Origin of the sequence: Arthrobacter pascens, assembly GCF_030815585.1 — a bacterium.
Lineage (GTDB): Bacteria > Actinomycetota > Actinomycetes > Actinomycetales > Micrococcaceae > Arthrobacter > Arthrobacter pascens_A.
This window is the reverse complement of the sequence record NZ_JAUSWY010000001.1, coordinates 3,593,174-3,605,782: the sequence shown is the minus strand read 5'-3', so window position 1 is coordinate 3,605,782 and position 12,609 is coordinate 3,593,174. Positions and strand designations below refer to the sequence as shown.

The window sequence follows — 12,609 nt, the reverse complement described above, 5'->3', positions numbered from 1 at the left end:
CATGATGCACATCACATCCAGACGCCCGGCGATGTACGCCGGATTCGGATGATCTCGTGAAGGAACAGAAAAATGACTATCCAGGAGCTACGGACGCCGACGTCCGAACTGCCGGACGCCGTCGTTAACGGCCGGTTGTATATCAACGGCGAATGGCGGCCGTCGTCCGACGGCGCCACGTCTGCGGTCATCAATCCCGCCACCGGCGAACAGGCAGCAACGGTGGCTGCCGCCACTACGGTGGATGTCAACGCGGCCGTCGCAGCCGCCAAGGCCGCGTTCGAGGACGGCCGCTGGTCCGGTCTCAGCGGACGGGAACGCTCACGCGTGCTGAACAAGGCCGCAGTTCTGATCCGTGAACGTGCTGAAGAACTGGCGCTCACCGAAAGCACCGACGTCGGCAAGCCCATCACCTTCGCCCGCGTCGTAGATGTGGCGACAGCGGCTGACCAGTACGAGTACGTCGCCGCGCTTGCACAGCAGCTGAACGGCTCCGTCCGGGAAACGCCGCTTGCTGCGCACGCGTTCACGAAACGGGAACCGTTGGGTGTCGTTGCGGCGATTACCCCCTTCAACTTCCCGCTGATCCTTTCAAGCACCAAGATTGCCGCCGCCCTTGCCGCCGGTAACTCGGTGGTCCACAAGCCGGCCAGTGACACGCCTTTGAGTGCACTGCTCATGGCCGAGATCCTCACCGAAGCAGGCGTTCCTGCCGGCGTCTTCAACGTCGTGACGGGCTCTGGAGGATCCCTCGGAGACCACCTCGTGGCCCACCCGGACGTCAACAAAGTGGCGTTCACCGGGTCAACGGAGATCGGCCGGAACGTGGCGGCACTGGCAGGCCGGAACCTCCGGCCCGTCACCGCCGAGCTGGGCGGCAACGCCGCCAACATCCTCTTTGCGGATGCCGATCTTGACAAGGCAATCGGCACCGTCATCGGGGCCTTCGTCTTCAATTCCGGTCAGTTCTGCATGGGCGGTCCACGGCTCCTGGTTGAACGGCCGATTTATGAAACGGTGCTGGGCACCCTGAAGGGTGCCGTGGCAGGCGTGCCGGTGGGCGATCCCACCAACCCGGAGACCGTGGTGGGCCCAATGGCCAGCCGCAAGCAGCTGGACAAAGTCATCTCCTACGTTGACGGCGCCAAGGCCGACGGCGGCGAAATCGTCGTGGGTGGCCAGCCGCTGGACCTGAACGGCGGCTTCTACTTCCAGCCCACGGTCATCGCCGGACTCGGCAATGAGTCCGCGGCCGTCCAGGAGGAAATCTTCGGTCCGGTCCTCACGGTCCAGCCGTTCGATACCGAAGAAGAGGCCATAGAACTGGCCAACAGCACCGAATACGGGCTCGCCTCAGGCATCCAGACTTCCAGCATCTCCCGCGCCCACCGGGTCTCCTCGAAACTCGACGCCGGCATTGTCTGGGTGAACTCCTGGGCCCTGCTGGATCCGGCCGTACCGTTCGGCGGGGTAAAGAACTCCGGCTGGGGGCGCGAGTATGGGCCCGAAGCCCTGGAGTCCTACACCCGCACGAAGTCCGTCGTGATCGCTACCGACTAGGAGCCAGACATGTCAATCACCACTGAAGCGGCGGTGGTCGAAACCGCCGGTGCCGAATTCGTCATCCAGCCTGTGCAGCTGGGTGCCCTGCAGCCCCACGAAGTGCTCGTCGACATCAAGGCCGCAGGACTCTGCCACACGGATCTTTCGGTTGCCGGTGGCGGGCTGCCCTTCCCGCTGCCTGGCGTGCTCGGCCACGAAGGCGCCGGCGTGGTCTCGGCTATCGGCTCCGGCGTCACCCGCGTGAAGCCGGGCGACACGGTAATCCTGTCCTTCACCTCCTGCGGCAGCTGCCGGAACTGCCGCGACGGACACCCGGCCTACTGTGACACCTGGCTGCCGGCCAACCTGATCGGCGGCGCCAGGATGGACGGAACCTCTCCGATTTCCCGTGACGGCAAAGCCCTCGGCGGTCATTTCTTCGGGCAATCGTCCTTCGCACGGCAGGCGGTCGTCGACGAGCGGAGCGCCGTCAAAGTGGAAACGACTCTTCCCCTTGAACACCTGGCTCCGCTGGCCTGCGGCGTCCAGACCGGAGCTGGAGCCGTGTGGAACGCCATCCAGCCCAGGCCTGGCTCAAGCCTGGCAGTGTTCGGCGTCGGGGCTGTGGGGCTGTCCGCCATCATGGCGGCAGCGCTTAGCCCCGCGGTGACAATCATCGCCGTCGACAGGGTCGCTTCACGGCTGGAACTCGCACGGGAGCTCGGGGCGACCCACACCATCCACGCCGCAGCGGTCCAGGATGTCCCCGCCGAGATCCAGAGAATCACCGGCGGCGGCGCGGACGCAGCGATCGAGGCGACCGGACACACCACAGTACTCGAACAGGCAGTCTTCTCAACGGCAGCACGCGGCCAGGTAGTGGCCGTTGGGGCACCAGCGTTCGGCGCAACGGCAGCGGTGGACGTCAACTTCATCATGCCCGGCCGGCGGGTACAGGGCATCACCCTGGGGGACAGCGAAATCGAAACGCTGATACCGGCGATCGTCGCGCTGATGGAAGCGGGCCGCTTCCCCGTGGAGAAACTGATCAGCACCTACAAACTGGAGGACGTCAACAAGGCCGCGGAAGACATGAAGGCTGGCACCGCCATCAAGCCCGTCATGGTCCTCTAGACCGCCACCGGAACGGCATGCCGGGTGGCGGCAGGAAGCCGTCACCTGGCCGACGTATCAGTCGGAATCCATCAGCTCAAGCAGTTTCTTGGCTGCATCCCGGATGTCATCGTGCCCATGCTGACCCGCCCGGCTTTCCAGTGAAATCACGGCGCAGCGGTGGATTTTCTTGAAGTCGCCGAACGGAAAGCTCACGCTGCCCTTGGTGCCGTCGGATCCTTCATCGTCCCGGCCCAGATACCATTCCGCGAAATCCGCGAAGCCGTGCTTTTCGATGAACGCGTTTTCTTCGTCCGTGGAGGGTGCGTGTTCGCTCCAGTCGTCGCGGACATCGCGTTCAACCTTTCCACTCTCGATGAGTTTGCGCGCGTGCGTGAGCGCCTTCCTGTTGAGTTTGACGGCCATGGTGCCTCCTTGGGCCACAAGGGGTGGATGCTGGCATCTCCAGCCTAGGACCCAAACTTAATTCCCGCGAGACTGTTCGGAAACGCTGCCACAACATACGCTGCGTACTTTCAGGGCATGAACACAGTCGCCGCAACAGGACATCCCGGGACGGCTTAGCAGGCCAACTGCGGGACAGAACGCCGCCTAAAACCCGAAATGCCGCCAGCAAATGCGGCAGGGAGCAACCGAAAATGTCTGGTTGGGCACACTATTCTCCAAGTAACGGCATAATGACCTAAACTGCTTCACTGAGGTGCCTGAAATGGCGCAGCGCAGCAACGAAAGTGAACCACGCTATGGCTACCGATTACGACGCTCCACGTAAGACAGAAGAAGATTCTCCAGCGGAATCGCTGGAGGCTCTTCAGGCGTCCCGTGGCGGTAACGCCCAGACCGCAGTCATCGACGTCGACGAGAACGACACCGCCGAAGGCATTGACCTGCCCGGCGCCGACCTCTCAAACGAAGAACTGACGGTCATTGTTGTTCCCGAGCAGTCCGATGAATTTACCTGTTCGTCCTGCTTCCTGGTCCGCCACCGGTCCCAGGTTGCCCGCGAGAAGAACGGCATGAAGTACTGCCGCGAATGCGAAGGCTGAATCCGCCCCTGCGTGCATCATGAGGCGCCGGCCACCCTTGGGTGGCCGGCGCCTCCGTGTCCCGTTCTGTGTCCCGCGGGCATGTCCCCCGGGCGGGGCCCAAAAGTCTCGATCCGGCGTCGTTATAACGCATAACGGTAGCGTCCAGAAATGGTGTTAATAAGGTCACCTTCGGCCTCAAAGTGCCTCCAGAATCACGCCCGCGTGACCGGTAACTGGCCTGACTAACGGTTCCGTGCCGAAGCGGCCACAACCCTCGATCCACCCCCTTTAGGCTCCTACGCTTGAGCTACCTAATCACCTGAAGGGGTGGCCCACAATGAAAAAGATTCATACATGGCTGGCAGTTGTTTTGATGGCTGTCGGATTAGGTTTCCTGGCTCCGGGGCCCGCCTCGGCAGCCACATCCTATTGCGGACTCGTATGGGGGTCACTGGCCGAACAAAATCCGGCCATGAGTACCGCTTCGGTAACCAACGTCCGGACGGGGCAGCATTACTGCTTCGACCGGATGGTGGTTGATCTCAACGGCCCCGTGGCCGGCTACACCGTCCAGTACGTACCCGTAGTGGTCCAGGACGGTTCAGGGTTCCATATCCCGCTGCAGGGCAACGCATTCCTCCAGGTCACTGTGAACGCACCGTCCTACGACAGCAACTACAACGTTACGTACAGCCCGGCAGCCAAAGCCGAACTGTCCAACGTTTCGGGATACCAGACCTTCCGTCAGGTAGCTTACGCAGGCAGCTTTGAAGGCTACACAAGCATCGGACTGGGCGTTCGTGCCCGGCTCCCGTTCCGGGTTCTTACCCTGGACGGACCGGGATCCGGATCGCGGCTGGTAGTGGATGTAGCGCACTTCTGGTGACCCCGGTTCGCTGATGAGCCGGCGTTGAGATAGGCAGAGGAAACCAACAAAGCGGTGCCCTGCTCCGGAGACTTTCCGGGCAGGGCACCGCTTTGTGGTTATTGAAGGTTCGGGGCTACTCCGGCACCACCAGCGCGGGGGTGTCCCGGCGGATGGTTTCGCCGCGGAAGAACCCGGGGCTGACGCGTGCCATGAGGGCCATGAATACGGCTCCGAGGGCCAGGATTCCGATTCCCAGGATAAAGACCAGTCCGACGCCGAAGACCTCTGAACCGCTGCCGAACTCGGGGGCCCAGCTGTCCACGGCCGTCTGCAGGAAGACCACGAACAGTCCGACCCCGCCAAGCACCGGGCACAGGAGCCGCAGCACGAAGTTGCGGAGGCTGCTGAAGACGCTGTTCCTGAAGTACCAGGCGCAGGCGACGGCGGTGAGTCCGTAGTAGAAGCAGATCATCAGGCCCAGCGCGAGGATGGTGTCGTTCAGGACGTTCTCGCTGATGACGTGCATGACAGCGTAGAACCCGGCGGACAGGACACCGGCGGCCACAGTGGCGAAGCCCGGCGTCGAGAAGCGCGTGCTCATGCGGCTGAACGGTTCCGGCAGGGCGCCGTAGTGGGCCATGGCCAGGAGGCTGCGCGACGGCGACGTGAACGTGGACTGCAAGGACGCGGCGGAACTGGAAAGTACCGCAAGGGACATCAGGATGGCGAACGGTCCCATGATGGGGGAGGCCAGGGCCGTGAAGAGGTTCTCGTGGTTCTCGGCGTTGTTCAGGCCGATTCCGGTGTCCCCGACGCCGGCGAACATCATGGTGGAAATGGTCACCAGCAGGTAGATCCCCAGGACGGCGACGGCGGTGAGGGTTCCGGCCAGGCCCGCGGTCTTCTTGCCGTTCGCGGTTTCCTCGTTCACCGTCAGGCAGACGTCCCAGCCCCAGTAGACAAAGATGGACAGCGAGATGCCGGCCGCGATCTGGCCGAAGGTCTCGATCCTGGTGACGTCGAACCATTCCCAGCTGAACGGGATGGCCGTCTCCGACGTGGACCAGTTGGCAAAGGCCATGCCGACGAACAGTCCCAGGACCAGCAGTTGGAATCCCACCAGGCCGTACTGGACGAGTTTGGTGGTGTGCAGGCCGCGGTAACTGACCCAGACAGCCAGGGCCACGAAGACGAAGCACGTCAGCACATTCAGGGGATTGTTGGCGGCAAGGTCCGCCAGTTCAGGTGAGCCTGTCAGCTGGGAGAGGAAGAGGTAGAAGAAGTCCACCGCCACCCCGGCCAGGTTGGACAGGACGATGATGTTGGCAGCGAGGAGCCCCCATCCGCCCATCCAGCCCACCCACGGTCCGAAGGCCTTGGTGACCCACGTGAAAGTGGTGCCGCTGTCCGGGGAATCGGCGTTGAGTTCCCGGTACGCAAGGGAGACCAGGATCATGGGGATGAAGCCGATGAGGAAGATGACGGGCAATTGCAGCCCCGCCTCGTTGACGGTGGGGCCCAGGGCGCTGGTCAGGGTGTAGGCCGGGGCGATCGTGGAGATGCCAAGGACAACGACGGCGAGGAGGCCCAGTTGGCCACCTTTCAGGCCTTTGGCGGTGATGCCATGCGCTGTGCTGGGGGCGTTACGGATGGTTTGGGTCATGTCCGTACTTTCTAGGAGGCAGCAGGCTGCTGTTGGGTGATGCAGTGGATTCCGCCGCCACGTGCGAAGAGTTCCCTGGCATCAATGCTGACCACGCGGCGGCCGGGGTAGGCGTCCGCCAGGATCTGGAGGGCTTTGTCATCATTGGGGTCCGCGAAGCCGCAGGCTATGACGCCTCCGTTGACCACCACATGGTTGATGTAGCTGTAGTCCACGAACCCTTCATCGTCCGTGAGCGTTTCCGGGGCGGGAACTTCGATGATGTTCCACTCGCGCCCGGCGGCGTCCCTGGTGGTGCGCAGGAAACTGATGATGTCGCGGCAGACCTCGAAGTCCGGGTGGGCGGGGTTCTGCTGGGAATGGACCAGCAGGGTTCCCGGCGATGGTATGGCTGCGACGATATCCACGTGGCCGCGGGTACCGAACCGCTCCGAGTCCCGGGTCAGGCCGCGAGGGAGCCAGACCACGTGCGTGGCACCGATCGTGCGCGCCAGTTCGGCCTCCACATCGGCCCTGATGAGGCCCGGATTGCGTCCCGGATCAAGCTGCACGGTCTCGGTGACCAGCACCGTTCCCTCACCGTCCACCTGGATCCCGCCGCCCTCGTTCACGAGTGCCGACACGATGCGGCGGGCCCCGGACCGGCCGGAAATTTCGGCGGCGATCAGCGCGTCCTTGTCCCAGCGCGCCCAGTCCTGGGCGCCCCAGCCATTGAAAACCCAGTCGACGGCGCCGCGGCGCCCCTGCTGGTCCAGCACAAAGGTGGGGCCGATGTCCCGCATCCATGCGTCGTTGAGCGGGGCGGCGAGTACCTCGACCTCCGGATGGAGATAACGCGCGGCGATAGTGACGTCGTCGGGATCCACCACTATGGTGACCGGTTCAAATTCGACGGCGGCGTTGGCCACGGCGGCCCACGTGGACCGTGCTGCGTGGGCAGCTTCTTCCGTATCGCCCAAGGTGTAACCGCCCGTGGGGAATGCCATCCAGAGCCGCTCCTGCGGCGCGGTCTCGGCGGGCATTAGCCAGCTGGTCATGCGCCCATCTCCTGGTAGGCCGGTGTCCCGCCACCGAGGGGCTCACTGTTATTGACAGGATCGGTGAGGCGCCCGTACGTGTCAGGACGGCGCGTGGCCAGGAAGGGGAAGAGGCTGAGCCAGTCCCGCCGCTGGTCAAGGTCAAGATCCGCGACCAGCACGGCGGACTCGTTGCGCGGAGCCTGCGCCAGGATCCTGCCATAAGGATCCGAGATGAACGACGAGCCGTAGAAGTTCAGCCTTCCTTCATCACCCCAGCGGTTGGGCACCACCATAAACAGGCCATTGGCGATGCCGTTGCCCACGATCACCTGCTGCCACAACGGCTGGGTGTCAAAGTCCGGATGGTCAGGTTCCGAGCCGATGGCCGTGGGGTAGACCAGGATTTCCGCGCCGCCCAGCGAGTACAGTCGGGCGACCTCGGGGAACCATTCATCCCAGCAGGTGGGCATGCCCAGCCGTGCACCGCCGAGTTCCGCCGGCGAGTGGACGGCATAGGCGTCGGTGGCTGCCGGGCCGTGGCGGAAGAACTTGTCCTCGTAATAGCCTGCGGTGACGGGGATGTGCAGCTTGTGGGTGCGGGCGAGGAGCTCGCCTTCCGCGGAGACCAGAATGGCGGTGTTGAGGCCCAGACCGTCATCGGAGCCGTCCGGGTTTTCGGCGCGCTGGTAGAGGGAGGCATGGACGGAAACCCCGTGCCGGCGCGCTGACTCGGCAGCAAACCGGAACGTGGGCCCCGTCAGGAGGTCCTCTGCGATGTCCGAGGGCCTGGGCCGCACGGCTCCCGGGCGGGAGGTGTCGTTGGCCGGCAGGGTGTCCGCAGGATAGCGCGAGAGGGTCAGTTCCGGGAGGAACACCACGGTGGCGCCGAGCCTTGCGGCACGTTCGATGCCCTCGTCGAGTTCGGCCAGTAAAGCTGCATTGTCTGCGTGCCATTGGTGCTGCACCACTCCCACCCGGAGGGCAGGGCGCGCGGACGGCATTGTCCGTGCGGGGGACGGAGGCGAGTCGAGGCAGGAAATTTCAATCATGTGGCTACTCCAGTGAGACGGCCGTCACTAAATGAATGACGTTCATTTAGTATGGAGGGTGGAGAGCGTTAGCGCAAGGGCTTAAATGAATTGCGTTCGTTTGGGGGTATCTTGGGCAAATTAGTAAGCTTACTGAGAAATTTCTTGCTGCCCTCCCGCAAGTGGGTGCGGGGCTGATAGCGTCGGGATTACTGGACCAATCGAGGAGGATTCATGAAAGCTTCACCGACCCTGACCAACAACCTGCAGGCCGTGCTCGCGGACCTTATTGATCTGCATATCCAGGGCAAGCAGGCCCACTGGAACATCGTGGGAACCAATTTCCGTGACCTCCACCTGCAGCTGGACGAAATCGTGGACGCCGCCCGCCAGTTCGCAGATGACACAGCCGAGCGCATGCGCGCACTGCATGCCCTCCCCGACGGCCGCAGTTCCACGGTTGCCAAGTCCACCAGCCTTGCCGAGTTCCCTGGGGGCCTGATCAGCACCAAGGATGCTATTGACCGGATCGTGGCCGCCCTCGAGGCGGCTGTCGGGACCATGCGGAAGGTCCACGACGAAGTGGACGAGGAAGACCCCACCAGCGCAGATCTCCTGCACGAATTCATTGCCAAACTGGAGCAATATGCCTGGATGGTGAACGCCGAGACCATGAAAGCGTCCGCCAGCGTGACTGCTCCAGACGCGAAGTAGCGGGACAGCGGAGCAGAAACGCCCCGCACTGACAAGGCCGGCAGCACCAGCGCGCCCGGCGTCGGATAAGTTTCCGGCGCCGGGCGCTTTTCTGTGCGCACAGAGCTTCTGCCTTCAGAGTTCTTGCGCCCAGGGTTGACTTTCCGAGGCTTAGGCGAATACTTAAGTATGTGCTTAACAATCAACCGGAGGCGGACTTGGATCTCATCTTCCAGGCGCTCGCTGACCAGACCCGGCGGGCCATGCTCGTCAGGCTCTGCGAAGCCCCGGCGTCAGTGTCCGAGCTTGCCAGGCCCTTCGCCATGAGCCTGCCGGCGGTTGTCCAGCACCTTCAGGTCCTTGAAAACAGCGGCCTGGTGAGCAGTGAAAAAATCGGCCGGGTACGGACCTGCAGCATCGTCCCGGCAACCGTCCGCCTCGCGGAAGGCTGGCTCGGCGCCCGCCGCACCCAAGGGGAGCGCCGCCTCGACCGGCTGCAAGCTTTCCTTGCCACGGAAACGGACTCGGGGCCGCAATCCCACCAACCGCCACCTTCAATTCCACCCAGGAGCACACCATGAGCACCCCCATCACCCACGCCAGCTTCACCCTGGAGCGCAAACTCAGCGTCCCGCCGTCGCGCGTTTTCCACGCGTTCGCCGATTACGAGAGCAAAAAGAAGTGGTTCGGCGGTCCGCCGGAATGGACCCAGGGCGAGTCCAGCCTGGACTTCCGCGTGGGCGGCCGCGAGACCGACGTCGGCGGCCCCGAAGGTGGGTTCGTCAGCACCATGCACGCGACCTACCACGACATCGTCCAGGACGAGCGGATCGTCTACACCTACGAGATGCTTCTGGATGGTGAGCGAAGTTCCGTATCGCTGTGCAGCGTGGAGCTCGAACCCGTCGGCGGGGGCACCCTGCTCACGCTCACGGAACAGGGTGTCTACTTCACCGAGGAGGACCAGGTGGCCGGGCGCAAGGAGGGCACCGAGGGCCTGCTCGACGCCCTGCAGGCCTACGTCGAAGCCCATTGACGTTCCCGGGCAGCGTTGGGGCCATATAGGCGGACGGCGGTCCTAGCTAGCCGTCGGGACTCTCCGGAGTACGACGGCGGCAAGGACTGCCGCTCCAGCCATCAGTACCAGCGCGATGGCTGCCGTGATGTGGACGCCGGAATCGAAGGCCGCGCGGGATGCCTCCCGGACGGCTGCAGCCAGCGGGCCAGGCAGCGATGCGGCCAATTCCATGGCTCCGGCCAGGGTTTCCCCTGCTTGGTGCGTCGCCGTTCCGGGGGAGGACTCCACCACTCCGGCAGGAAGCGTCAGATTGTGCCGGTAAGACGCGGTGAGGATCGAGCCCAGGACCGCGGTTCCCAGCAGCGACCCCACCTCGTAGCCCGTTTCCGAGATGGCCGCGGCGGCACCGGACTTCTCGGCCGGCACGGAGCCCAGGATGAGGTCGTTGGAGATGGTTTCCGCGGTCCCGACGCCGAGGGCCAGGACAAGCAGCGCGCCCAGCAGGAGGGCGGGTCCCGTGCTGTGATCGCCAACGGCGACCACGCTGTAGCCAGCGGCGCTCAGGGCCAGCCCGCCGGCCACCACAAAGCCGGGCCGTATCTTCCGGACCAGGGGCACCGCCACCAGTCCCGCCGCCACGGTGGCCAGCAGCGCCGGGATCATGGCCACGCCCGCGGCCGACGGCGACATTCCCTCCAGGAGTTGGAGGTGCTGGGCCAGGAAGAGGATAAAGCCGTTGAAGGAAAACAGGGCCAGGACGTTCGCCATGATGGCGGTGCTGAAGACCCTGTTGCTGAACAGGGACAAGTCCAGCAGTGGGCTGGCCAGCCGCCGCTGGCGGCGGACAAAGACGATTCCCATCGCCACGCCGAAGGCAATGATGCCCAGCGGGACTGCGCTGAAACCCTCGGCCGCCAGTTCCTTGATCCCGTGGACCACGGGCACCATGACCAGCAGCGAGAGCAGGATGCTGCGCACATCCACGCGGCCGGGAGCGGGATCCTTTGATTCGGGGATGAACGCCGGGCCGAACGCCAGCAGCGGCAGCATGATGGGCACGGCAACCAGGAGCACTGCTCCCCACCAGAACTGCTCAACGAGCCAGCCGCCAAAGATGGGACCCAGGGCGGCGCCCCCGGAGAAGCCGGCCGCCCAGATGGCCACGGCCAACCGGCGCCGGTTGGGATCCGGAAAGATGTTGCGGATCAGGGACAGCGTGGACGGCATCAGCATGGCGCCAAAGAATCCCAGCGCTGCCCGGCCGGCGATGAGCCATTCGGCGCCGGGGGCAAAGGCAGTGGCCGCCGAGACCGCAGCGAAGCCGATGCTGCCGGCCAGCAGCAGCCGCCTGCGTCCGATCCTGTCGCCCAGGCTTCCCATGGCCACCAGGAGCCCGGCCAGCACCAGCGGATAGGCGTCCACAATCCAGAGGAGCTGGATGCCGGTGGTTTCCAGGCTGCGCGCAATCGCCGGCAGGGCAAATGTCAGGGCCGTGTTATCCACTGCGACCAGCAGCACCGGAAACATCAGCAGGCCAAGGGCCAGCCAGTCGCGCCAAGGGGCCTTGGGAGCGGACGCTCCAGGGGTGGAGGCGTGCCTGGCTCCTTGCGTGTCACGGGCGTTCTGGATGGGAGTTACGGACGTGGTCATGTAGTAACTATACCGTCCGGACGGTACAGTTAAGAAATCGGGATCGCGAAACGTGCATGATTGGAACCATGGCCAGAAAACCCGTAGCCCGCGAGGCTGTCCTTGACGCCTTTGAGTCCCTGCTGATTGAGGTAGGGGAGCGTGCCGCCACCCTTGATGCCGTGGCCGGGCGGGCCGGCGTTTCCAAGGGCGGACTGCTCTACCATTTCCCGAACAAGGAAGCGCTGATCAGCGCGGTCCTGCATCGGCTCGACGAACTGGCCAGGGAGGACCTGGCGCTGATGGCCGCCGCGCCTGAGGGTGCCGCCGTGTACTTTATCCGGTCCTCACTGTGGTCCGACACACCCATGGACCGCGCCTTCGTCGCCGCCACCCGGCTGGCCGAGGTGGCGCACGAAGAGGCCAGACGCCGGTTCGCGAACATCCAGCAGCAATGGCTGGACCTTCTGGCCGCCGACGTCGGTCCGGACATGGCAAAGGCTGTGCGCTACATGGGGGACGGACTGTATTTCAATGCCATGTGGGAGGGTGGCCCGGCCGGTGCCACCGTCGAACGGCGGGCCGACGTCGAAAGTCTGGTCGCCGCCGTCGAACGGCTGCGGGGCTAAGCGGTTTCCCGGAGTCGCCATGTGAGCTGTCCCCATTTGCCCGAAAGCCCGCGGCGTAGGACAATTGGACCCTGTGGTGGCTGTCACTGGCCGCACTCAAGTCAGCAAACAAAATGAATATGCCTTTGATCTGCGGCGGGAGAGTTCTGCCAGTAGGTACAAGCAGGCGCCGTAGGAGCAAACCCTCCCCAGGAATCTCTCAGGCCCATGTACCGCCGCGGCGAGGCAACTCTGGAAAGTAGCAGGCTGTCCGCCTGGAATGTCCCGGATCACTCCGGAACGTCAGGACTGCTGTGCTCACCGACGGTGCAAGCGGGGCTTGCGGAAGCAGGCCACGCGGAAACTCTCAGGTCCAATA

13 protein-coding genes and 1 riboswitch are annotated in these 12,609 nt (G+C 64.2%); of the genes, 8 read left to right on the top strand and 5 right to left on the bottom strand.

Annotated features, from left to right (window positions below; genetic code table 11):
- Window positions 1-72 precede the first annotated feature (72 nt).
- Together QFZ30_RS16630 and QFZ30_RS16625 are read left to right on the top strand one after the other, a co-directional pair.
- Entirely contained in the window at window positions 73-1,560 is a 1,488-nt protein-coding gene (locus QFZ30_RS16630; RefSeq protein ID WP_307078086.1) for an aldehyde dehydrogenase family protein, read from the top strand.
- A gap of 9 nt (window positions 1,561-1,569) precedes the next feature.
- A complete protein-coding gene (locus tag QFZ30_RS16625; protein ID WP_307078084.1) occupies window positions 1,570-2,676 on the top strand; it encodes an NAD(P)-dependent alcohol dehydrogenase in 1,107 nt (368 codons plus the stop codon).
- A 57-nt stretch (window positions 2,677-2,733) separates the two neighbouring features.
- On the opposite strand, the gene QFZ30_RS16620 is transcribed toward QFZ30_RS16625, so the two are convergent.
- On the bottom strand, window positions 2,734-3,081 hold the full coding sequence (locus QFZ30_RS16620) for a hypothetical protein (protein WP_307078082.1): 348 nt from the start codon (window positions 3,079-3,081) through the stop codon (window positions 2,734-2,736).
- Window positions 3,082-3,419: 338 nt separating this feature from the next.
- Between QFZ30_RS16620 and QFZ30_RS16615 the strand changes: the two genes are divergently transcribed.
- Both QFZ30_RS16615 and QFZ30_RS16610 read left to right on the top strand, forming a co-directional pair.
- Entirely contained in the window at window positions 3,420-3,722 is a 303-nt protein-coding gene (locus QFZ30_RS16615; RefSeq protein ID WP_307078080.1) for a DUF4193 domain-containing protein, read from the top strand.
- A 319-nt stretch (window positions 3,723-4,041) separates the two neighbouring features.
- Window positions 4,042-4,590, top strand: coding sequence for an AMIN-like domain-containing (lipo)protein (locus tag QFZ30_RS16610; protein ID WP_307078078.1), 549 nt, complete (start codon window positions 4,042-4,044; stop codon window positions 4,588-4,590).
- A 115-nt stretch (window positions 4,591-4,705) separates the two neighbouring features.
- On the opposite strand, the gene QFZ30_RS16605 is transcribed toward QFZ30_RS16610, so the two are convergent.
- Genes QFZ30_RS16605 through QFZ30_RS16595 form a run of 3 tightly spaced genes read right to left on the bottom strand, consistent with a single transcriptional unit; the run spans window position 4,706 to window position 8,303 of the window.
- Window positions 4,706-6,235 carry an APC family permease gene (locus tag QFZ30_RS16605; protein WP_307078076.1) on the bottom strand — a complete coding sequence of 510 codons (1,530 nt, stop codon included), beginning with the start codon at window positions 6,233-6,235 and terminating at the stop codon, window positions 4,706-4,708.
- A gap of 11 nt (window positions 6,236-6,246) precedes the next feature.
- Complete coding sequence (locus QFZ30_RS16600; protein WP_307078074.1) at window positions 6,247-7,272, bottom strand: agmatine deiminase family protein; 1,026 nt, start codon at window positions 7,270-7,272, stop codon at window positions 6,247-6,249.
- The gene (locus QFZ30_RS16595) at window positions 7,269-8,303 is read right to left on the bottom strand and encodes a nitrilase-related carbon-nitrogen hydrolase (RefSeq protein ID WP_307078072.1); all 1,035 of its coding nucleotides are present in this window, start codon (window positions 8,301-8,303) and stop codon (window positions 7,269-7,271) included. Before QFZ30_RS16595 ends, QFZ30_RS16600 begins: the two co-directional genes overlap by 4 nt.
- Before the next feature lie 213 nt (window positions 8,304-8,516).
- Here QFZ30_RS16595 and QFZ30_RS16590 point away from each other — a divergent pair, with 213 nt between their 5' ends.
- From QFZ30_RS16590 to QFZ30_RS16580, 3 genes are all read left to right on the top strand, one after another.
- Entirely contained in the window at window positions 8,517-8,996 is a 480-nt protein-coding gene (locus tag QFZ30_RS16590; protein ID WP_307078071.1) for a Dps family protein, read from the top strand.
- Between the two features lie 170 nt (window positions 8,997-9,166).
- Window positions 9,167-9,556, top strand: a complete 390-nt coding sequence (locus QFZ30_RS16585) for an ArsR/SmtB family transcription factor (protein WP_307078069.1) — start codon at window positions 9,167-9,169, stop codon at window positions 9,554-9,556.
- Entirely contained in the window at window positions 9,553-10,011 is a 459-nt protein-coding gene (locus QFZ30_RS16580) for an SRPBCC family protein (RefSeq protein WP_307078067.1), read from the top strand. The genes QFZ30_RS16585 and QFZ30_RS16580 overlap by 4 nt, the downstream gene beginning before the upstream one ends.
- Before the next feature lie 42 nt (window positions 10,012-10,053).
- Here QFZ30_RS16580 and QFZ30_RS16575 read toward each other — a convergent pair whose 3' ends face one another.
- The gene (locus QFZ30_RS16575) at window positions 10,054-11,643 is read right to left on the bottom strand and encodes an MFS transporter (RefSeq protein WP_307078065.1); all 1,590 of its coding nucleotides are present in this window, start codon (window positions 11,641-11,643) and stop codon (window positions 10,054-10,056) included.
- A gap of 68 nt (window positions 11,644-11,711) precedes the next feature.
- On the opposite strand from QFZ30_RS16575, the gene QFZ30_RS16570 reads away from it, so the two are divergent.
- The gene (locus tag QFZ30_RS16570; protein WP_307078063.1) at window positions 11,712-12,251 is read left to right on the top strand and encodes a TetR/AcrR family transcriptional regulator; all 540 of its coding nucleotides are present in this window, start codon (window positions 11,712-11,714) and stop codon (window positions 12,249-12,251) included.
- A gap of 126 nt (window positions 12,252-12,377) precedes the next feature.
- A riboswitch (glycine riboswitch) is annotated at window positions 12,378-12,476 on the top strand.
- Window positions 12,477-12,609: the final 133 nt, after the last annotated feature.